Below are 20,382 nucleotides of genomic sequence, written 5' to 3' on the forward strand. Positions count from 1 at the left end.
GCCCCGTTTCCGCCATCGGCATTCACCAACCATGTGGCTTGCGTCCCGCCGATAGGGAATGATCGTCGGGGTGACCGACGCCGACATCCGACCCGCACATACCGACCGGACACCCGTCGACTCGGACCCCGAACCGCTGCCGGCGGCCACCGCGGATCCGACGGACGGCGCACTACCTGATGACCGCTACCTCAACCGCGAGCTGAGCTGGCTGGACTTCAATGCCCGCGTCCTGGCGCTGGCTGCCGACCGGTCGCTGCCGCTGTTGGAGCAGGCCAAGTTCCTGGCGATCTTCGCCTCGAATCTCGATGAGTTCTACATGGTGCGGGTGGCCGGGCTGAAGCGCCGCGACGAGACCGGCCTGTCGGTCCGGTCGGCGGACGGGCTGTCGCCGCGCGAACAGCTGCGCCGGATCGGTGAACGCACCCAGCAGATCTCGACCCGGCACGCCAACGTGTTCGGTGAGGTGGTGCGTCCGGCACTGGCCGAGCAGGGCATCACGATCGTCAACTGGAGCGAGCTGGACGAGCACGAGCAGTCCAAGCTCTCCACGTATTTCCACGATCAGGTGTTCCCCGTGCTGACACCGCTGGCCGTCGACCCCGCGCACCCCTTCCCGTTCGTCAGTGGCCTGAGCATCAACCTCGCCATCACCGTGCGCAATCCCGACGACGGCACCCAGCATTTCGCCCGAATCAAAGTGCCGGACAACGTGGATCGGTTCGTGGAACTGCCCGACCCGGGGACGGCGGCCGACGGCGTGAAGTCGCGGGTGCGGTTCCTGCCGATGGAAGAACTCATCGCCGCATTCCTGCCGGTGCTGTTCCCCGGGCTGGACATCGTCGAGCATCACGCCTTCCGGATCACCCGCAACGCCGACTTCGAGGTCGAAGAGGACCGCGACGAAGATCTGCTGCAGGCGCTGGAACGCGAGCTGGCGCGCCGCCGGTTCGGCTCGCCGGTGCGGCTCGAAGTCGCCACCGACATGACCGAGAACATGCTCGACCTGTTGCTGCGCGAGCTGGACGTGCACCCGGGCGACGTCATCGAAGTTCCTGGACTGCTGGACCTTTCGTCACTGTGGCAGATCTACGGCGTCGACCGGCCCGACCTGAAGGATCGGCCGTTCGTGCCGGCGACTCCCCCGGCGTTCGGCGAACGCGAGACGCCGAAGAGCATCTTCTCGACGCTCCGCGACGGGGATGTCCTGGTGCACCACCCGTACGACTCGTTCTCCACCACGGTGCAGCGTTTCATCGAGCAGGCCGCCGCCGACCCGAATGTGTTGGCCATCAAGCAGACGCTGTACCGCACCTCGGGTGATTCGCCGATCGTCAACGCGCTGATCGATGCCGCCGAGGCCGGCAAGCAGGTGGTGGCGCTGGTGGAGATCAAGGCCCGGTTCGACGAGCAGGCGAACATCAAGTGGGCCCGCCAGCTGGAGCAGGCGGGCGTGCACGTGGTGTACGGCCTCATCGGACTCAAGACGCACTGCAAGACGGCGTTGGTGGTGCGCCGCGAAGGTTCGACGATCCGCCGGTACTGCCACATCGGCACCGGCAACTACAACCCGAAAACCGCACGCCTGTACGAAGACGTGGGCCTGCTGACGGCCGCACCCGAGATCGGCGCCGACCTCACCGACCTGTTCAACTCGCTCACCGGGTACTCCCGCAAGGTCTCGTACCGCAACCTGTTGGTCGCTCCGCACAGCGTGCGACGCGGCATCATCGAGCGCATCGAGCGCGAGATCGAAGCCAAGCGCGCCGGCGGCGACGGCCGCATCCGGATGAAGATGAACGCGTTGGTCGACGAGCAGGTCATCGACGCGCTGTACCGGGCGTCGCAGGCCGGGGTGCGTGTCGAGGTCGTGGTCCGGGGTATCTGCGCACTGCGTCCCGGCGCCGAGGGATTCTCCGAGAACATCGTGGTGCGGTCGATTCTCGGCCGCTTCCTTGAACATTCACGCGTTATTCACTTCAACGCCATCAATGAATTCTGGATCGGCAGTGCCGACATGATGCATCGTAATCTCGACCGGCGCGTCGAGGTGATGGCGCAGGTGAAGGACCCGAGACTGACCGAGGAGCTGAGCGGCGTGTTCGATTCCGCGATGGATCCGGCGACCCGCTGCTGGGAGCTGGGTCCGGACGGACACTGGACTGCGCTGCCCCGGGAAGGCGAGAAGGTACGGGATCACCAGGTGTCGATCATGGAGCGGCACCGCACACCGTAGTTGTCGCATGGCAACTGACGCACCGCGAAAACCTGATCCCGACAACCACATCCAGGAGCACAGGTGCCGAACAAGACGGCGCACGACAACCGCGTGACGCCGGTGCTGGCGGCCGGGGCGGTGTTGTGGCGCCCCGGCGAGTCCGGAGAGCCGCTGATCGCCGTCGTCCACCGACCGCGCTACGACGACTGGTCGCTGCCCAAGGGCAAGGTGGATCCCGGTGAGACCGAACCGGTTACCGCCGTGCGGGAAATCCTGGAAGAGACCGGGTACGCGTCGGTCCTGGGCCGCCGGCTGGCCTCCGTCAGCTACCCGCTGGAGTACGGCACCAAGAAGGTCCGCTACTGGGCGGCGCGCACGACCGACGGCGACTTCAGTCCCAACTCCGAGGTGGACAAGCTCGACTGGCTGCCGGTGGCCGAGGCGATGCTCCGGCTGCAGTACCCGCATGACCGAAAAGTTCTGCGGCGCTTCACCCGTCGACCCGCCGATACCCGCACCGTGCTGATCGTCCGGCACGCCACCGCGGGCCGCAAGGCCCGGTACAAGGGTGACGACCGGCTGCGGCCTCTCGACAAGAAGGGCCGGGCACAGGCGGAATCGCTTGTCGGCCAACTGCTCGCTTTCGGTGCCGGCGACGTCCACGCGGCGTCGCGGACCCGGTGCCATCAGACCGTCGAGCCGCTGGCGCAGGAACTCGGTGTCCGGATCCGGGACGAGCCGACGCTCACGGAAGAGGCCTTCGCGGCCGACCCCGACGCGGCGCGGAAGCGCGTGCTGAAGATCGCCGCGAGAAGCGACAGCGAAACGGTCCCCGTCATCTGCACGCAGGGCAAGGTGATCCCGGACCTGATTTCGTGGTGGTGCGAGCGCAGCGGTATCCGGCCCGACAAATCGCGTAATCGCAAGGGCAGCATGTGGGTGATGTCACTGCACGGTGACACGCTCGTGGCCGCCGATCACATCGGCAGCCCCTTGCCGACCAAAAGCTAGCGCTCCACACACAGACACGCCGTGGATCGGTTGATCCACGGCGTGTCCGAGTCGGACCTATCGGATAGGGCTTAGCGGCGGCCCTTCTTGGCGGGAGCAGCCTTCTTAGCCGGAGCGGCCTTCTTGGCGGGAGCGGCCTTCTTGGCCGGAGCCGCAGCCTTCTTCGCCGGTGCAGCCTTCTTGGCGGGAGCGGCCTTCTTGGCCGGAGCCGCAGCCTTCTTCGCCGGTGCAGCCTTCTTGGCGGGAGCGGCCTTCTTGGCCGGAGCCGCAGCCTTCTTCGCCGGTGCAGCCTTCTTGGCGGGAGCGGCCTTCTTGGCCGGAGCCGCAGCCTTCTTCGCCGGAGCGGCCTTCTTCGCCGGAGCGGCCTTCTTGGCCGGAGCAGCCTTGGTGGCGGCAGCCTTCTTGGCGGGAGCAGCCTTCTTGGCCGGGGCGGCCTTCTTGGCAGCGCCGCGCTTGGCCGGAGCTGCGGTGGCGCCGCGCTTCACGGCGGGGCCGTCAGCCGAAAGACGCTGCTGGCCAGCGACAACGGCCTTGAACTGAGCGCCCGGGCGGAAAGCCGGAACCGACGTCGGCTTCACCTTGACGGTCTCACCGGTGCGCGGGTTGCGCGCGACGCGGGCGGCGCGGCGACGCTGCTCGAAGACGCCGAAGCCGGTGATGGTGACGCTCTCACCCTTGTGCACGGCGCGGACGATGGTGTCCACGATGTGCTCGACGGCCGCGGTGGCCTGACGACGATCGGTGCCCAACTTTTCTGTCAGGGCATCGATGAGTTCTGCTTTGTTCATCCAAAACCTCCGATTTCAGTGGCCCTGGCTGGACCGACTAATGCACACGGTAAACCCAGTACCCGCCGATTTCCAAGAGCCACGCCCGGTTTCGGGCATAGCTATGACGAAATTCGGCAATCCGGTTGGCCCACTTGGGAGGTGGTTGAGAGGTTTCGAAACGTGGTTGCGGGGGCAGGGATTCGAGCTGCGCCCGAGTGCCGAAATTGCTCCGCAGGCCCTCTGACGGGACCTGCGGAGCCCCTTGGTCAGGCCGGCAGAGTGCGCGGTTTGTAGCTCGGCCGACGCTTCTCGAAAGCCTCGATCTCGTCGCGTTTCCGCAGCGTAAGGCCTATATCGTCAAGTCCTTCGAGCAGCCGCCACGCGGTGTAATCGTCAATCTTGAAGGGCAGCACGACCGTTCCCGCGGTCAAATTCCGATCTTGAAGATTCACAGTGATTTCCAGCCCCGGATTCTGCTCGATGAGCTTCCAGAGCAGTTCGACATCGTCCTGTGCGACCTCCGCGGCGAGCAATCCGGCCTTGCCAGAATTTCCCCGAAAAATATCTGCGAAGCGCGACGAGATGACGACCCGGAATCCGTAATCCATCAATGCCCACACCGCGTGTTCGCGCGACGAGCCGGTGCCGAAATCGGGTCCGGCGACCAGAACCGAGCCACGGTCGAACGGCGGGAGGTTGAGGATGAACGACGGATCGGTGCGCCAGCCGGCGAACAGTCCGTCCTCGAAACCCGTTCGGGTGACCCGCTTCAGGTACACCGCGGGGATGATCTGGTCGGTGTCGACATTGGACCGGCGCAGCGGAACGCCGATTCCGGTGTGGGTGTGGAAAGCCTCCATTACAGTGCGCTCCTAGCTCAGATCAGCGGGTGAGGACAGGGTTCCGCGCACCGCGGTGGCGGCGGCGACGGCGGGAGACACCAGGTGGGTGCGGCCGCCCTTGCCTTGGCGGCCTTCGAAATTCCGGTTGGACGTCGAGGCGCTGCGCTCGCCCGGAGCCAGCTGATCGGGGTTCATGCCCAGACACATCGAGCAGCCGGCCTGCCGCCACTCGGCGCCGGCGGCGGTGAAAACCTCTCCCAGACCCTCGGATTCGGCCTGTGCACGCACCGCCATCGACCCGGGCACCACGAGCATCCGCACGCCGTCGGCGATCTTGCGGCCACGCAGCACATCGGCCACCACCCGCAGATCTTCGATCCGGCCGTTGGTGCAGGAACCGACGAACACGGTGTCCACCGCGATGTCCCGCATGGGCGTATTGGCCCGAAGGTCCATGTAGGCCAACGCCTTTTCGGCGGCCAGCCGGTCGCCTTCATCGAACATTTGTTCTGGGTCAGGGACATTCGCGGACAGCGGCACACCCTGCCCGGGGTTCGTACCCCAGGTGACGAACGGGCTCAGGGTGGCCGCGTCGATGTGCACCTCGGTGTCGAATTCGGCACCCTCGTCAGTACGTAACGCCGTCCAGGCCGCCACGGCCGCGTCCCAATCCGCCCCCTGCGGCGCATGCGGACGGCCCTTGAGGAACTCGAACGTCGTCTCGTCGGGCGCCACCATGCCGGCGCGGGCACCCGCTTCGATGCTCATGTTGCAGATCGTCATGCGGCCTTCCATCGACAGCGATTCGATGGCACTGCCGCGGTATTCGATGACGTGCCCCTGGCCGCCGCCCGTACCGATCTTGGCGATCACCGCGAGAATGATGTCCTTGGCACTGACTCCCGGCGGCAGTTCGCCGTCGACATTGACCGCCATGGTCTTGAACGGCTTGAGCGGCAACGTCTGGGTCGCCAGCACATGCTCGACCTCGGACGTGCCGATGCCCATCGCGATCGCGCCGAAGGCGCCGTGCGTCGAGGTGTGGCTGTCACCACACACCACCGTCATACCGGGCTGGGTCAGACCCAGCTGCGGTCCGATGATGTGCACGATGCCCTGCTGCGCGTCACCCATCGGGTGCAGGCGGATGCCGAATTCCGCACAGTTGCGCCGCAGCGTCTCAACCTGAGTGCGGGACACGGGATCCGCGATCGGCTTGTCGATGTCGATCGTGGGGACGTTGTGGTCCTCGGTCGCGATGGTGAGGTCCGGGCGATGCACGGGACGACCGGCCAGGCGCAGGCCGTCGAATGCCTGCGGGCTGGTGACCTCGTGCACCAGATGAAGATCTATATAGATGAGATCGGGTTCGCGGGCGGCGCCTTCACCGGCACCCTCGACCACCACATGGTCCGCCCAGACCTTCTCCGCCATGGTGCGTGGCTTGTTCGTCATGACTGTGCAGTTCCTTCCGCGATACCCGGGAGGGCTGACCTACCATCTCACAATGCGAGACGTTAGTATCTCCCTGTGAGACAGGATAGCGGCATCGGCGTCCTCGACAAAGCGGTGGGTGTGCTGCATTCAGTGGCCGAGTCACCGTGTGGACTGGCCGAACTGTGCACCCGCACCGGGCTGCCCCGGGCGACCGCCCACCGACTGGCAGCAGGCCTCGAGGTCCACCGACTTCTGGCCCGCGACAACGAGGGACGGTGGCGGCTCGGCCCGGCACTGACCGAATTGGCCGGGCAGGTCAACGATCCGCTGCTGAGCGCGGCGGGCGCGGTGCTCCCCCGGCTGCGCGAGATCACCGGCGAGAGCGTGCAGCTCTACCGCCGGGAAGGCATGGCCCGGGTGTGCGTCATGGCCCTCGAACCACCGTCGGGCCTGCGCGACACCGTGCCGGTCGGCAGCCGCCTGCCCATGACCGCCGGCTCCGGTGCCAAAGTCCTGCTGGCGTACAGCGATCCCGCGACGCAGCAGGCGGTGCTGCCGACGGCGAAGTTCACCGACCGGGTACTGGCGGAGGTCCGCAGGCGCGGTTGGGCACAGAGCGCCGCCGAGCGCGAGCCCGGTGTGGCCAGCGTCTCGGCACCGGTGCGGGACAACCGCGGCGCGGTGATCGCGGCGGTGTCGGTGTCGGGGCCGATCGACCGGATGGGCCGCCGCCCCGGCGTGCGCTGGGCGAGCGATCTGCTGGCCGCGGCCGAAGCGCTCACCCGTCGTCTGTGACACCAATCAGCAAACCTTTGAATCCGCCACATCCGGTGACGACGGCGGCGCTGATCACCTAAGTTCCTAAGAGGCCCCGGCAGCGCCGGCGGGGAGTACCGCCGTAGGAAAGTAGGTTTCATCGTGTCGCAGCCACCACAGTGGCTGGCAACCGCACGGATGCTGCGCCGCACGGGCTTCGGAACCACCGGAGCCCAGGTGGACGCTGTCGTCAAGCAGGACTGGTCGGGGTATCTCGATTGGGCGCTGAGCCTCGATCCGAACGCCGACCCGGGTGCCATCGCGACCCCGATGCCGAAATCCCCCATCCCGCAATACCCGCCGTCGGGTGCCTCGGCCACCGAGATCGCCGCATTCGGCCAGGAACTCGTGGCGCGCATGCAGGAACTGTCGGGCTGGTGGTTGCGCCGCATGGCCGCCGTGCAGCAGCCCATCCACGAGAAGCTGACGCTGTTGTGGCACAACCACTTTGCCACCTCGGCAGAGAAGGTCAACGCGGCCCAGTTGATGGGCGAGCAGAACGAGAAGCTGCGCACCCTCAAGCTCGGTGACTTCGGCAGCCTCGCGTGGGCCATGCTCACCGACGGTGCGATGCTGCACTGGCTCGACGGTGACGTGAACACCGCCGCGGCGCCCAACGAGAACCTGTCCCGCGAGTTCATGGAGCTCTTCACCATGGGACATGCCAACGGCTACACCGAGATCGACGTCAAAGAGGGCGCCAAGACCCTCACTGGGCGGCACCTGAAGCCCGACGGCAGCACCGTCATCTACGCCGAGCATCACGACGAGTCCGTCAAGACCGTGCTCGGGGTCACCGGCAACCTCACCGACACCGACTTCTGCAACATCGTCCTGCGCCAGCCCGCCTCCGCCGCGTTCGTCGCCGGAACCCTCTGGCGCCTGCTGGCCTCGGACCAGCCGGCCTCCCCCGACACCGTGACCCGCCTGGTCGCCTCCTACGGCCCCAACCGAGATCTCAAGGCGCTCACCAAGGCCGTCGTGCTCGATCCCGAATTCACCAAGGCCGCCGGCACCGTCGTCAGCACTCCCGTGGAATGGCTGATGGGCATCGTCCGGTCGCTCGCGGTCCCCCTCGACGACGAGCACGTCCTCGCCGACCTCGACCAGGTGCTCCGGGTGATGGGTCAGCGCCCCTTCTATCCGCCGGACGTCGGCGGCTGGCCCCGCGGCCAGCTCTGGTTGTCGACCAACAGTGCGGCGGCGCGGGTCTGGGCCGCCAACCGGCTGCTGGCGCTCAGCGACATCAGCGCCGTCGAGCAGATGGCGTCCAGTGAGCGGATCGACGGCGTCGGTTACCTGTTCGGCATCGGCGCCTGGTCGGATCGCTCGGCAGCCGCGCTCAAACCGTTGGTCTCCGATCCACACCGGCTGGTGGCAGCGGCCGTCATCACCCCCGAGTACGTGACGTCCTGAAGAGATCCCCATGCCCGAGTTCAATCGCCGCAAGTTCTTGATCGCCAGCGCCGGTGCCGGCGCCGCCGGTCTGCTCGGCGGTGTCGCCGCGGTGACGCTGCCCGATCTGCTGCGCGAAGGTCAGGACCGTCCGCTGCCGACCAACCAGGGCATCCTGGTGATCGTCACGCTCTACGGCGGCAATGACGGCCTCAACACCGTTATCCCGTACGCCGACAACGCCTATCACGACGCCCGCCCCGAACTCGCCTACAAGCCCGAGGAAGTGCTCCACCTCGACCCGGCGTTCGGGCTCAACCCCGCGCTCACCGGGATGTCGAAGCTGTGGCAGTCCAACAAGCTCGCGATCGTGCGCGGTGTCGGCTACCCGAAGCCCGACCGCAGCCACTTCCGCTCCATGGACATCTGGCAGACCGCCAACCCCGTCGACGCGGTCACCAGCGGCTGGATCGGCCGCTGGCTCGACACCAGCGGCGACGACCCGATCCGGGCCGTAAACATCGGCACCGTGCTGCCGCCCCTGGCCGTCGGCCAAAAGCACGTCGCGGCATCACTTTCCGACTTCGTGCCGGCCATCCCGCCCGACGTCGCGCGCACGTTGGCCGCGCTCAGCGCCGACGACCCGAACGACACCACCGCCATGAGCCAGGTGTGCGAGTCCTACCGTGCCAACCACTCCACCAACAGCCGCTTCGCGCCGGTGATCAACGGCCGCCTGCAGACCATCGGCCAGGCCGACAACCAGTTGGCCAGTGACCTGGAACTGGTGGCCCGCTGCATCCGCGCCGGGGTGCCCACGCAGGTGTACATGACGCAGCTGCTGGGCTTCGACACACACGCCGACGAGCGCGCCCCCCAGCAGGCATTGCTCAAGACCCTCGACGACGCGCTCACGCCTTTCTTCCACAAGCTTCAGGGCACGCCGTACGGCCGCAACGTCGTGGTGCTGATGTACTCGGAATTCGGGCGGCGCGTCGCGGCCAACGCCTCACAGGGCACCGACCACGGCACGTCCGGTCCGGTGTTCATCGCCGGCACTCCCGTCAAGGGCGGGTTCTACGGCGACGAGCCGAGCCTTACCGATCTCACCGACGGCGATCTGAAGACCACCGTCGACTTCCGTGACGTTTATCACGAACTGCTCCACGGCACCCTCGGCGCCGATCCGGAGCCGTCGGTCGGGCGCGGCCGGCGGGATCTCGGATTCCTGGCCGGCGGCAGGTAAGACCCCGAGAAAGACAAAACGCCGGACCTGTTGTCAGGTCCGGCGTTCGTACGTACCCCCGATGGGATTCGAACCCACGCTACCGCCGTGAGAGGGCGGCGTCCTAGGCCGCTAGACGACGGGGGCTAGAACTTCCGGAGCGATAGCTTAGCTCAGTTGCGCTGGCTGACCTAATCGCTCCGGCAGCTGGGGTACCAGGACTCGAACCTAGAATGGCTGAACCAGAATCAGCTGTGTTGCCAATTACACCATACCCCATTTGATGCCCATAACCGCAGGTCACGGGCATCTTCGGCCTGGAAACCTCAGCGGATGTTCGCCGCTTTGCGCTTTCCGGGCCGACGAGCAGACTACCAAACAGTTGGCCCTGCCTTTAAATCGCCCGCTCACAGGCCGTTTCGGGCCGCCTGCAACCGCGCCAGACTGCGCTCACGGCCGAGCAATTCCATCGACTCGAACAGCGGCGGGCTGACCGTCGCGCCCGTGACCGCCACCCGGATGGGACCGAACGCCTTGCGGGGCTTGAGTTCCAGGCCGTCCAGAAGCGCCGCCTTGAGCGCGGCCTCGATGTTGGCGGTGTTCCACTCGCCGACGCCCGCCAAGGCGCTCAGCGTCGCGTCCAGGACCTCGGCAGCCTCGGGCTTGAGTTCCTTGGCCGCCGACTTCTCGTCGATCACGTAGGCGTCGTCGTTGAAGAACTTCACGAGGTCCCACGCGTCGCCGAGGACCACGATGCGGGTCTGGATCAAGTCGGCCGCCGCGGCGAAAGCCAAGGCGTCCAACGTGGTGTCGTGGCCGTGCGCGTCGAGGTACGCCTTGAGCCGTGCGGCGAAGTCCTCCGGGGCCAGCCGGCGGATGTGCTCGGCGTTGATGGCGTCGGCCTTCTTCTGGTCGAATCGCGCCGGGTTCGAGTTGACGTCGGCCACGTCGAAGGCCGCCACCATCTCGTCGAGACTGAAGAGGTCGTTGTCGTCGGCGATGCCCCAGCCCAGCAACGCCAGGTAGTTCAGCAGGCCCTCGGGGATGAATCCGCGGTCGCGGTGCAGGAACAGGTTGGACTGCGGGTCGCGCTTGGACAGCTTCTTGTTGCCGTCACCGAGAACGCTTGGCAGGTGGGCGAATTGCGGCACCGCGTCGGCGATACCGATCCGGATCAGCGCCTGGTACAGCGCGATCTGCCGCGGCGTCGACGGCAGCAGATCCTCGCCGCGCAGCACATGGGTGATCTTCATCAGCGCGTCGTCGACCGGATTGACCAAGGTGTACAACGGCTCTCCGCTCGCGCGCGTGATCGCGAAGTCCGGAACCACGCCGGCGGCGAAGGTCGTCTCGCCACGCACCAGGTCCACCCAGGTGATGTCCTCGTCGGGCATCTTGAGGCGCAGCACCGGCTTTCGGCCCTCGGCCTCGAACGCGGCCTTCTGCTCGGCGGTGAGGTCGCGGTCGTAGTTGTCGTAGCCCAGCTTGGGGTTACGGCCCGCCGCGAGGTGCCGGGCCTCGACCTCTTCGGGTGTCGAGTAGGCCTCGTAAACCTCGCCCGCGGCAAGCAGTTTCGCGATCACGTCGCGGTAGAGGTCGCCGCGCTGCGACTGCCGGTACGGCTCGTAGGGGCCGCCGACCTCGGGCCCCTCATCCCAGTTCAGCCCGAGCCAGCGCAGCGCGTCGAGGATCGCGTTGTAGCTCTCCTCGCTGTCGCGCGCGGCATCGGTGTCCTCGATCCGGAAGACGAAGTCGCCACCGGTGTGTCGCGCGTACGCCCAGTTGAAGAGGGCGGTGCGGACCAGGCCGACGTGCGGCGTGCCGGTCGGCGACGGACAGAAGCGAACCCTGACAGGTGTGGTCACGTTATTTCCCTTTACGCACAACAGGATTGGAGAGGGTGCCGATACCCTCGACGGTGATGCTGACGGTGTCGCCGTCCTCGATGGGGCCGACGCCCTCGGGGGTTCCGGTGAGGATGATGTCGCCGGGCAGCAGCGTCATGACGGCCGAGACCCATTCGATGATGGCGCCGACGTCGTGCAGCAGCAGCGCGGTGTTGCTGTCCTGACGTTTCTCACCGTTCACCTCGGTACGGATGTCCAGGTCGGCCGGGTCCACCGCGGTCTCGATCCACGGGCCGACGGGGCAGAACGTGTCGTGCCCCTTGGCCCGCATCCACTGGCCGTCCTTCTTCTGCTGATCACGTGCCGAGACGTCGTTGGCGATCGTGTAGCCGAGGATGTAGTCCTTGGCCTTGGCGGCCGGGATGTCCTTGCCCGGACGTTCGATGACCACCGCCAACTCGCCCTCGTGGTGCACCGGGTTGGCGTCTGCGGGCAACTGGATCGGGATGTTCGGCCCGATGATCGCGGTGTTGGGTTTGAGGAAGATCACCGGATCCTCGGGCGGCTCGCTGCCCATCTCACGGGCGTGTGCCGCGTAGTTCTTGCCCATGCAGATCACCTTGCTGGCCAGGATCGGCGCCAGCAGCCGGACGTCGGCCAGCGGCCAGGAGCGTCCGGTGAAGGTGGGGTTGCGGGACAGGTACTGCTCAGCGATTTCTTTGCAGACCGCATCGGAGTTCGGGTCGCCCTCGATCACCACAAAAGCGACGCCGTCTGGACTGGCAATTCGACCTAGGCGCATCCGCCCAGCCTAGTGAGGCCCGCTGGTCAGCCCGCGAACTGGGCTTGAAGGAACGGGGTGGAGTCGGCCATCGAGGTCAGCACAGTGCTGGAGTGGTCGTCTTCGGGGTAGACGTAGAGCACCACGTCCTGGCCGTTGGCCTTGAGCTGATCGGCGAACTTCAGGGTCGACGACGGCGGCACGTCACGGTCTTTGAGGCCGACGCCGAGGAAGATCGGCCGGTCGTAGCCGGTGACCGGCGTACCCATGAAGTCGGCCAGCGCGCCGCGCATGCCCGGTAGCGATGCCAGTGGGGCGGAGAAGAACTGCGACGGCGTCAGACCCGTGACCGCCGCGCTCAACGGTGCCGTGCACAGCGTTTCGGCCTTGTCGGCAGCGGCCAGACCAGCCGGCGTGAGCACACTGTTGACGTCCGGGCGGAGCTCCCGGAATCCGGCGAGGATGTAAGCCGTATAGGCCGACGCGATGGGACCCAGCCCGGGCGGCAGCACCATGTCGGGACCGGCCGTGATGACGACATCGTCGATGTTCGCCGGGGTGCCGGTCGCCACGACGCCGCGGTAATCCAGGCCTGTCCCCTTGCTGAACTCGGTGGCCCACCGCGCGCTCGCGACCGCCGCGGCGCCGCCCTGGGACTGGCCGACCAGCGCCCATTTGGGCGACAGCGGCAGATTCATGTGATGCGCGGCGATCACCGAATCGATGATGGCGTGCGCGGTGGCGACGCTGTTGAGGTAGCTCATCAGGCCCGGGGTACCCAGACCCGTGTAGTCGGAGCCGACGACGACGTAGCCCTGATCCAGCCAGTGGGACAGGTATTCGTTGTCGCGCGCACTGCGCGGCTGCGCCGAGGGCGTGCAGTCGTCACCGAGGCCGACGGTGCCGTGCGCCCAGGCGATGACGGGCCACCCGCCCGCGGGGGCTTCGCCGTTCGGCACGAACACCGCTGCGGTGCTGACGGCGGGCGAATTGTGTTGGTCGGTGGTCGAATACAGGATCCGGTACGCGCGCGCCGCACCGGCGACCGACAGCTCGGGGCGCAGCGGGACGGTCCGGATGAGCGCGCCCGCCGGCGGCACCCGGTCCGCGAATGCCCGGGCGTCCAGGCCCGACCAGTTCGGCGCGGCCGCCCATGCCGTGGGCAGCGGCGCCGCCACCAGCGCCAAGCCGACCGCGAAAGCCGCCGCCAGCCGGGAAAGGTTCACTCGCAGAGCCATGACGGAACCCTATGCCTTCTCATATATTGAGAAATAGATTCATATCTTGAGAACCACGGTGGCACCATGAAGCCATGGCCACCAATGTGTCAGCCGTCCGCCGCTGGTCGATGCTGGTGATCGCGCTCGGTTCGACGATGTGCGCCAACGTCTTCATCAACGGCGCGGCCTTCCTGATCCCGACGCTGCATGGCGAACGCGGGCTGGACCTGTCACGCGCCGGGCTGGTCTCGGCCATGCCGAGCTTCGGCATGGTGCTGACGCTGATCGCCTGGGGCTGGGTCGTCGACCGGGTCGGTGAGCGGTTCGTTCTGGTTGTCGGGTCACTGTTGACGTCGTTGGCGGCGTTCGCGGCGGCCTGGGCCGACTCGTTGGTGGCGGTCGGCGCCTTCTTGTTGCTGGGCGGCATGGCGGCCGCGAGCTCCAATTCGGCGAGCGGCCGGTTGGTCGTCGGCTGGTTCCCGCCGGAGCAGCGCGGCCTGGTGATGGGCATTCGCCAGACGGCGCAGCCGTTGGGAGTCGGGTTGGGCGCCTTGGTGATTCCGCGTCTGGCCGAGTCGTCAGGGGTGTCCGCCGCGCTGCTGTTCCCCGCGATCGCCTGTCTGGTCGCCGCCGTGGTGACCGTACTGGGCGTCATCGATCCGCCCCGGCCGCCCCGATCCTCCGCCCCCGCAACCGATCTGGCCAATCCCTACCGCGGGTCGTCGGCGCTGGCACGCATCCACGCGGTGTCGGTGCTGCTGGTCGTGCCGCAGTGCCTGGTGTGGACCTTCTCACTGGTGTGGCTGATGACAGCGCACGGTTGGTCCGCCGGAGCGGCGGGCACGATGGTGACGGTGGCCCAATTATGCGGTGCCGCAGGGCGCATCGGCGCCGGTCGGTGGTCGGATCTCGCCGGATCGCGGCTGCATCCGGTGCGGGTCATCGCGATTCTGGCCGGTGCCACCATGGGGCTGCTGGCGCTGTGCGACTACCTGCACTGGCCGGTGGCGGTGTTCGTGATGGTGGTGGCGTCGGTGGTGACCGTGACCGATAACGGGTTGTCCTTCACCGCGATTGCCGAGATCGCCGGGCCGTTCTGGAGCGGCCGGGCGTTGGGTGTGCAGAACACGGCGCAGTTGCTGACGGCAGGCATCGTGCCGCCGGCATTCGGCGCCTTGATCGGAGTCTTCGGGTTCCCGGCGGCGTTCGCGGTGTGCGCGCTGTTCCCGGTGCTGGCTGTGCCGCTGGTACCGGTCGCGGCAGACCCGTTGCGGGCCAAGCCCGTTCCCGACGTCGACTCCTACGCCGAACGTGAGGCCTGACGAGACGACGCGCCGCCGGCGCCTCGAAATCCCCCACGCTCGGCCTAGGCCATAGCGCTGGCTGCCCAGCGATATCGCGGTGTAGGCCCCGTACCCACCCTCGTTGTCGTAGATCTGCACGTGGTGATGCGTTGTGCCCCGTGCTCTGTCACCTGTGCACACTGCTGGGCTGCGATGTGCCGGCGGGATTCGAACCCATTTGCACTGCCCTCCGCGCGCCGAGAACGGTTAGGAGCCGTTTGCGGTTTGTGCACGCCTCCGCGACAACTACCTGCTACACCATGCCGCTGTCAGTCCAGCAGCTCGATCTCCCAGTTGGCCTTCTGGATTCGGACGTCGAGCTCGCGCAGCTCCTGCGCCACGCGATCGGCCCGCGACCGCAGATCGCCGACAGACAAGGCCGACAACATCTTCAGTTCCGAACGCAGCTGCCGCGAGTAGCCATGCTGGTTGGCGCCCGCTGCCGCGTCCGCGGCCGTGGTCAGCACGTGGTGCCGCAACCGCAGCGCGTCACGCCGGCCGAGTGCGTCGGTGAGCGTGCCGTCCGCCCCGACCGAGTTGGCCGCGTTGGTCAGGTTGATCCGCCGGATCAGGGATTCGTAATCGCCCAGCGCGCCTTCGATCTCGACGAGTAGCGCTGCGGCGTCCTCGGCGGGCTCCTCGCCTTCCTGGAACCGGGCATTACCCACCACGCGCACGCGCAACTGCTCGATTCGGCGAACCGCGTTCGCACGCAACGACAAAGCTTCTGCCAACTTCATGATTTTCACCTCGCTTCTCGTGGCACAGGCCGAGCATTCGTTTCTCGGCCCGAACCATGATGAGCGCAAAAGGGTTGGCCGGCAACGCATTTTTCAGCGGGCCGGCCCGCCGGCCGCGATCAGTTCTGCGCGCCGACAAAGAACAGCACGAGTACCGCAACCAGACCGAACAGGGCGGCGAAGAATGCGCCACATGCCACGTCGTCGAACCGTGGCCGCACCGTCGCAACCAGAACCGCTGCCGCGGCGACCAGTAACGCGCCCGCCGGCGCGAACAGCCAGTAATACAACAACGGCGCCGGCGACATCACGACCAGGCCGAGCGCGTAGCCACCGAACAGATATCGCGGATCAACGTCCCGCTCGGTCCGTGGATCGAGCGTGCTTTCATGCTCGAAGGACATACCCACCTCCTCTGGTCAGCGATACATCGTCACCGTGGCAACGGCCTGCAGGTACAGCAGACCGACAATGAACCAAACGCTCGCGGGTGCGACCACCAGTGCCACGGCGACGCTGGTGAGTACCCGTGCGCGCGACAGCAGCGCCGCAATCAGTAGGCATATCAGCGAAAGACACACCGCTGCAGTCAGATTCGTTCCGCCGACCCGGTCGAGGTGCGGATCATCGCCGGGGCCCATGGCCCCGACCGCCAGCAGACCCCAGCCGATTCCCCCTAAGACCGCGCCGGCGAGTACGCCGCGCGTCAAGTCCCTACCAGTCAAACGTCCCCCCGATCCGGTGCACTCATATCCCCCGTCGCCGGCACGCCCTCGGCCAGCCCGTACTGCAGGTACACGATGCCGGCCGGGCTGGATACCGGGGCCTTGAGCAGCGTCAGATTGGACGGCACCGCGCCGCCGTCGAACACTTTCTTGCCGACCCCCAGCACAATAGGATGCACCCACAGGTCGATGCGATCAAACAGTTTTTCGCGCAACAGGGTCTGTACGAAGTTCAAACTCCCGACCACCTTCACGTGCTCGTGGCGTTCGCGGATTTCGCGCACTTCGGTCACCAAATCCGCGCCGATCTGCGACGAACCCGACCACGACAGGTCCGGCGTGCCGCGCGAGGCGACGTACTTGGGAATGCGATTGAACATGTCGGCGAATTCGTCATCCTGGTGCGGCCAGTAACCCGCGAAGATGTCGTATGTCCGCCGGCCCAGCAGCAGCGCATCGGTGCCCTCGTACGCGGCGCCTACCTGCTCCCCCGACACATCGTCGATCAGCGGTGCCTGCCACCCTTCGAACGGAAAACCGCCGTCGGCGTCTTCTCCGGGACCGCCGGGCGCCTGCCCGACGAGGTCGAGCGTGGCGAACAGCGCGAGGTGAATCTGGCCCATTTCTGGCTCCTGACGAGTCGGTGGTGTCTGTCAGTGAGGTAGACCATCGGACTCGGCGAAACTCATCGGAGCGGCCGGCTACTTCCCGGACAGCACCCGGTACTGCGCCGAAATCTGTTGGTCCACAGCAGTTTCGTCGTCGGCGAAGACCTGGAACACAAATCTGTCGGTACGCGCGAGGCAGCTGTAATGCCACCCCAGGATGCGCCACGTCACGGTGGCATCCGGGCGCGCGAAGTCGCGAAGGTGCTCGAAACACCGCGCACCGGGGAACCCCGGCACCGGCCCCGCCATCTGCACGTCCGGATTCGTCATGGTCAAGGCGCTGGTGGCGTCCAGCAGCTGTGCGGCCGAATCCGCATTGGGCGCCTGGTAGACCCGGCCCCACCGCTGCGTCACCCACTGAACGCCGGCACGTTCGAACTGGGTGGTCATGCTCACCGGGTCGGATTCGAAATGCAGCCATGCCCGCGGTCGCCACGTACCGATCAGCACCCCCTGCTGCCGATCGGGGGTGGTGATCGTCTTCGACAACAACTGGTCGTCGCTCGGATCTTTGGGCAGGTCAGCGAGTTTCGCCGGTTCGGTCGGCACGAAGCTCTTGATCAGCGATTGCTGCCTGCCGAGCAGGTCGGAAGCCAGCAGCTTGGCCCGCAGCGGCGCATTGGTCGACTTGGTGGCTTTGGCACTGACGTATTGGTACAGCACAAACCGCCCCTGCGCGGTGTACGCCGCGACGCCACTGGCGCCCGTGCCGTAGTCCGCGCCAAGCGCCGGCACCGTCCCGACACCGACCGAGATCTGGACCGGATACGTCGGGAACGGAGTGGCCACGATCGGGCCGAACTGCGCGGTGAACTCACCCGCGGCCGCGGCCGCCTGGGCATCATCGGGGAACATCAGCACCGCATTCTGGATTTCCAGATCAGAGTCTTTGGACCCGGATGACCGGTACGACCCGAAACCGGCAACCAGGTTGTGCGCCCTGGCAATGCCCTGCATGACATTGTCTTTGGACACCCCGAGGATGTTGTCGACGCCGAACTCCGACGTCATGGTGCCGGTCCCGATCGCCCCCGGTTTCGTCACCGACGCATCGATTTCCCAAGGCCCGACGACGTATTCGGCCATGCGGGTGGATTCGACGATCGACTGCGTGAGCGGGTTGGGGCCGGCGCTGAAGAACGGGGTGCTCGGCTTGATCTGGTAGTTACCGGTCCGCAGTTGGCTGACGTCGGGTTCGGGGTCGCTCAGGGAGCCGCCGAACCGCGCGGTGCCGGTCGTGGTCGTCGAGCAGCCGGCGATCACGCACACGCACGTGACCACGGCCAACGCCAGGTTCCGGATCCCCACGATCCAACACTAACTGTGGCCGAGGCGCGCCAGCACTGATCGCACGCACTCCGCGACCGCCTCGTTGAACGGCCCGGCGTCCCGCCGCACGGTGCGGGTGCGGATCAACACCGTGAGCATGACCCGCTCGCGTTTGGGTCCGATGAGCATGCCGGCGTCGTTGGTCGACCCGTAGTCGCCGCTGCCGGTCTTGTCCGCGCTGGTCCATCCCTCGGGCAGACCCGCGCGAAAACGCCTGGTGGACGTCGCCGTCTCGCCCATCCACCGTTGCAGCTGAAACTGCGCCGCACCCGGCAATGCATCGCCGACGAGAATCGCGCGGTACCCGCCGCACAGGGCCCGTGGCGTGGTGGTGTCGCGGAGGTCGCCGGGCGCCGCCTCGTTGAGGTCCGGTTCCCAGCGATCCAGCCGCGTCTGCGAATCGCCGATCGAGCGGGCGAAATCCGTCAGGGCGGACGGCCCGCCGATGGTCCGCAACATGATGTTGCCTGCGGCGTTGTCGCTCTGGGTCAGGGCCGCCGCACAGATGTCCCGTAGTGGCATCCGCGCCCCGACCGCGGGGCCCAGCACCGGCGAGTTGACCACGATGTCCGCGGCGGTGATCGGCACCATGGCATCGAGATTCGCCTGACCTGCCTTGGCCATCTGCAAGATGCGTGCCGCCGCATACGCTTTGAATGTCGAGCAGATCGCGAACCGCTCGTCGGGACGGTGCTCGACCGTCGCCGAAGACTCCAAATCAACTGCGTAGACGCCGATTATCGCCTGATAGCGATCTTCCAGTTCTTCGAAGCTGGTCGGCTCGTCCGCCTTGGTGGGCTGGCACCCGGCCAGCACGCCCGTGGCGGCCAACCCGACGATGAAATCCCGTCGGCTCAGCGATACCCCCACGCATCCCAGCCAACCATGTATCGGCGCGCCACGCCAACGCGGGGTGCCGTCCCGGCACCCCGCTGGTCTGCACTGCGTTGGGCCCCAACAGATCCCGTGGTGTCAGCAACGACGACGTCAGGCGATGTGCTTGTCGAACCACTCGATGGCCACCTCGGGGTGGACACCGAAGTAGTTGTAGCCGTCGAATCGCCTGTTGGTTCCTTCGATCCAGTGCAGGCTCTTGTCGGCGACCGGGATCGCGTCGTAGATGCCCTGCACATCCTGCGGACGCGTCATGGTGTCGTCGTGCACCTGTGCGACGAGCGTCGGCACGGTCACGGCCTTGACGTGTTCGAGCGGCGACTGCTCGGCGAGGTGGAAGCCAGTGCGTTCGTGCACGGCCTGATCGAACTTCGCGTAGCCGTCGGCCATCCCGACGGCCTTGACGAACTCCTCGACGATGTAGCGACCCGACACCGGCTGCAGCATCACCATGGCCTGGATTTCCGCGAACTCGTCGGGATGCCGGGACCAGGCCACCGCCGTCGAGTCGGCCCCCAGACAGACCGACAGTAGGGCCTTCTTCATCGTTTTCGTGTCCGGCCGAGCGGCGGCGTACCGCAGGGACCCGATGACATCTCGGTATTCGGTCAGGCCGATGCCGACGATACCGCCATTGCCTTGGCCGCTCCGGCCGTGGTTACGCATGTCGTACGCGAGAACGTTGTAGCCCGCGTCATGCAGGGCCTTGTACTCGGGCAGAAAATTCACCTCGAAGCCGCCGAGGCCGCCGAACTCCGGCAGGTGCCCGGGATAGCCATATCGGTTTCCGGGAAGAAAGTGGTTATGGATGACGAGCCGGTCGGAGTCGGCCGGAATGAACCAGCCCTCCAGCGGGACGCCGTCCATCGACGGGAAGAACACGTCTTCATAGGCCAGCCCCACCTCATCGGGGCGCCGGAGCACCGGCGCGCGCCGTCCGCCGGTGGTCCCGGTGGTCCACATGGCGACAAAGGCGTCGAACGCTTCCTGGGCTGCGGTGTCACTGGACATGAGCGGTTCCTTCCGTCGAGAGGTGGTGTCAGAAACGACGGTAGGCCGGGCGCGGTCCGGTCAGGCAGGGCCGAGTTGTCCAGGGTCCAGCAAACCCCCTCTCCCGGCTG

At 66.8% G+C, this 20,382-nt stretch carries 19 protein-coding genes and 2 tRNA genes; 6 read left to right on the forward strand and 15 right to left on the reverse strand.

The features are described 5' to 3' along the window. The first annotated feature begins 58 nt into the window (after positions 1-58). A complete protein-coding gene (locus H289_RS0126160; protein WP_020103815.1) occupies positions 59-2,236 on the forward strand; it encodes an RNA degradosome polyphosphate kinase in 2,178 nt (725 codons plus the stop codon). Positions 2,237-2,299: 63 nt separating this feature from the next. Further along, positions 2,300-3,229 carry an 8-oxo-(d)GTP phosphatase MutT1 gene (gene mutT1 / locus H289_RS0126165; RefSeq protein WP_020103816.1) on the forward strand — a complete coding sequence of 310 codons (930 nt, stop codon included), beginning with the start codon at positions 2,300-2,302 and terminating at the stop codon, positions 3,227-3,229. Positions 3,230-3,300: 71 nt separating this feature from the next. Here mutT1 and H289_RS0126170 read toward each other — a convergent pair whose 3' ends face one another. The 3 genes from H289_RS0126170 to leuC form a co-directional block, all read right to left on the reverse strand. After that, a complete protein-coding gene (locus tag H289_RS0126170) occupies positions 3,301-4,017 on the reverse strand; it encodes an HU family DNA-binding protein (protein WP_020103817.1) in 717 nt (238 codons plus the stop codon). A 248-nt stretch (positions 4,018-4,265) separates the two neighbouring features. Beyond that, positions 4,266-4,859: a 3-isopropylmalate dehydratase small subunit gene (gene leuD, locus H289_RS0126175; RefSeq protein WP_020103818.1), complete on the reverse strand. Its 594-nt coding sequence runs from the start codon at positions 4,857-4,859 to the stop codon at positions 4,266-4,268. Positions 4,860-4,871: 12 nt separating this feature from the next. After that, complete coding sequence (gene leuC / locus H289_RS0126180) at positions 4,872-6,296, reverse strand: 3-isopropylmalate dehydratase large subunit (protein WP_020103819.1); 1,425 nt, start codon at positions 6,294-6,296, stop codon at positions 4,872-4,874. Between the two features lie 75 nt (positions 6,297-6,371). Here leuC and H289_RS0126185 point away from each other — a divergent pair, with 75 nt between their 5' ends. The 3 genes from H289_RS0126185 (at position 6,372) to H289_RS0126195 (ending at position 9,735) form a co-directional block, all read left to right on the forward strand. Continuing rightward, positions 6,372-7,073 (forward strand): IclR family transcriptional regulator, encoded by a 702-nt coding sequence (locus H289_RS0126185; RefSeq protein ID WP_029105769.1) that lies wholly within the window; start codon positions 6,372-6,374, stop codon positions 7,071-7,073. A 123-nt stretch (positions 7,074-7,196) separates the two neighbouring features. Further along, complete coding sequence (locus tag H289_RS0126190) at positions 7,197-8,510, forward strand: DUF1800 domain-containing protein (protein WP_231388131.1); 1,314 nt, start codon at positions 7,197-7,199, stop codon at positions 8,508-8,510. 10 nt (positions 8,511-8,520) lie between these two features. Then, positions 8,521-9,735, forward strand: a complete 1,215-nt coding sequence (locus tag H289_RS0126195; protein WP_020103822.1) for a DUF1501 domain-containing protein — start codon at positions 8,521-8,523, stop codon at positions 9,733-9,735. A gap of 53 nt (positions 9,736-9,788) precedes the next feature. Here the strand turns inward: H289_RS0126195 and H289_RS0126200 are convergent. The 5 genes from H289_RS0126200 to H289_RS0126220 form a co-directional block, all read right to left on the reverse strand. Further along, positions 9,789-9,861, reverse strand: a tRNA-Glu gene (locus H289_RS0126200). A 60-nt stretch (positions 9,862-9,921) separates the two neighbouring features. Beyond that, positions 9,922-9,993, reverse strand: a tRNA-Gln gene (locus H289_RS0126205). Positions 9,994-10,121: 128 nt separating this feature from the next. Then, the gene (gene gltX / locus H289_RS0126210; RefSeq protein WP_020103823.1) at positions 10,122-11,579 is read right to left on the reverse strand and encodes a glutamate--tRNA ligase; all 1,458 of its coding nucleotides are present in this window, start codon (positions 11,577-11,579) and stop codon (positions 10,122-10,124) included. A gap of 1 nt (position 11,580) precedes the next feature. Continuing rightward, complete coding sequence (locus H289_RS0126215) at positions 11,581-12,363, reverse strand: fumarylacetoacetate hydrolase family protein (RefSeq protein WP_029105771.1); 783 nt, start codon at positions 12,361-12,363, stop codon at positions 11,581-11,583. A 26-nt stretch (positions 12,364-12,389) separates the two neighbouring features. Beyond that, positions 12,390-13,580 carry an alpha/beta hydrolase family protein gene (locus H289_RS0126220; RefSeq protein ID WP_051128608.1) on the reverse strand — a complete coding sequence of 397 codons (1,191 nt, stop codon included), beginning with the start codon at positions 13,578-13,580 and terminating at the stop codon, positions 12,390-12,392. A gap of 74 nt (positions 13,581-13,654) precedes the next feature. Between H289_RS0126220 and H289_RS31405 the strand changes: the two genes are divergently transcribed. Beyond that, on the forward strand, positions 13,655-14,884 hold the full coding sequence (locus H289_RS31405; protein ID WP_020103826.1) for an MFS transporter: 1,230 nt from the start codon (positions 13,655-13,657) through the stop codon (positions 14,882-14,884). 290 nt (positions 14,885-15,174) lie between these two features. Here the strand turns inward: H289_RS31405 and H289_RS0126230 are convergent, their stop codons facing one another. The 7 genes from H289_RS0126230 to H289_RS0126260 all read right to left on the reverse strand — a co-directional run bounded on the left by H289_RS0126230 (position 15,175) and on the right by H289_RS0126260 (position 20,272). After that, positions 15,175-15,645 (reverse strand): DIP1984 family protein, encoded by a 471-nt coding sequence (locus tag H289_RS0126230; RefSeq protein ID WP_029105773.1) that lies wholly within the window; start codon positions 15,643-15,645, stop codon positions 15,175-15,177. A 119-nt stretch (positions 15,646-15,764) separates the two neighbouring features. Further along, a complete protein-coding gene (locus tag H289_RS0126235) occupies positions 15,765-16,049 on the reverse strand; it encodes a hypothetical protein (RefSeq protein ID WP_020103828.1) in 285 nt (94 codons plus the stop codon). 15 nt (positions 16,050-16,064) lie between these two features. Further along, the gene (locus H289_RS0126240) at positions 16,065-16,355 is read right to left on the reverse strand and encodes a hypothetical protein (RefSeq protein WP_138158362.1); all 291 of its coding nucleotides are present in this window, start codon (positions 16,353-16,355) and stop codon (positions 16,065-16,067) included. 11 nt (positions 16,356-16,366) lie between these two features. Next, positions 16,367-16,993: a dihydrofolate reductase family protein gene (locus H289_RS0126245; protein ID WP_020103830.1), complete on the reverse strand. Its 627-nt coding sequence runs from the start codon at positions 16,991-16,993 to the stop codon at positions 16,367-16,369. 78 nt (positions 16,994-17,071) lie between these two features. After that, a complete protein-coding gene (locus tag H289_RS0126250; RefSeq protein ID WP_020103831.1) occupies positions 17,072-18,346 on the reverse strand; it encodes a DUF7373 family lipoprotein in 1,275 nt (424 codons plus the stop codon). A 9-nt stretch (positions 18,347-18,355) separates the two neighbouring features. Then, entirely contained in the window at positions 18,356-19,237 is an 882-nt protein-coding gene (bla, locus tag H289_RS0126255) for a class A beta-lactamase (RefSeq protein ID WP_020103832.1), read from the reverse strand. A 117-nt stretch (positions 19,238-19,354) separates the two neighbouring features. After that, positions 19,355-20,272 (reverse strand): alpha/beta hydrolase family protein, encoded by a 918-nt coding sequence (locus H289_RS0126260; RefSeq protein WP_020103833.1) that lies wholly within the window; start codon positions 20,270-20,272, stop codon positions 19,355-19,357. Positions 20,273-20,382: the final 110 nt, after the last annotated feature.

Origin of the sequence: Mycobacterium sp. 360MFTsu5.1 (genome assembly GCF_000383495.1) — a bacterium.
In the GTDB taxonomy this organism is placed as follows: Bacteria; Actinomycetota; Actinomycetes; order Mycobacteriales; family Mycobacteriaceae; genus Mycobacterium; species Mycobacterium mucogenicum_B.

Bases quoted from the DNA above. Each gene is read 5' to 3' on its own strand.
- H289_RS0126160 (WP_020103815.1), top strand. From the start codon at position 59: ATGATCGTCGGGGTGACCGACGCCGACATCCGACCCGCACATACCGAC.
- H289_RS0126170 (WP_020103817.1), bottom strand. From the start codon at position 4,017: ATGAACAAAGCAGAACTCATCGATGCCCTGACAGAAAAGTTGGGCACC.
- leuD (WP_020103818.1), bottom strand. From the start codon at position 4,859: ATGGAGGCTTTCCACACCCACACCGGAATCGGCGTTCCGCTGCGCCGG.
- leuC (WP_020103819.1), bottom strand. From the start codon at position 6,296: ATGACGAACAAGCCACGCACCATGGCGGAGAAGGTCTGGGCGGACCAT.
- H289_RS0126195 (WP_020103822.1), top strand. From the start codon at position 8,521: ATGCCCGAGTTCAATCGCCGCAAGTTCTTGATCGCCAGCGCCGGTGCC.
- H289_RS0126215 (WP_029105771.1), bottom strand. From the start codon at position 12,363: ATGCGCCTAGGTCGAATTGCCAGTCCAGACGGCGTCGCTTTTGTGGTG.
- H289_RS0126220 (WP_051128608.1), bottom strand. From the start codon at position 13,580: ATGGCTCTGCGAGTGAACCTTTCCCGGCTGGCGGCGGCTTTCGCGGTC.
- H289_RS31405 (WP_020103826.1), top strand. From the start codon at position 13,655: ATGGCCACCAATGTGTCAGCCGTCCGCCGCTGGTCGATGCTGGTGATC.
- H289_RS0126230 (WP_029105773.1), bottom strand. From the start codon at position 15,645: ATGAAGTTGGCAGAAGCTTTGTCGTTGCGTGCGAACGCGGTTCGCCGA.
- H289_RS0126235 (WP_020103828.1), bottom strand. From the start codon at position 16,049: ATGTCCTTCGAGCATGAAAGCACGCTCGATCCACGGACCGAGCGGGAC.
- H289_RS0126245 (WP_020103830.1), bottom strand. From the start codon at position 16,993: ATGGGCCAGATTCACCTCGCGCTGTTCGCCACGCTCGACCTCGTCGGG.
- H289_RS0126260 (WP_020103833.1), bottom strand. From the start codon at position 20,272: ATGTCCAGTGACACCGCAGCCCAGGAAGCGTTCGACGCCTTTGTCGCC.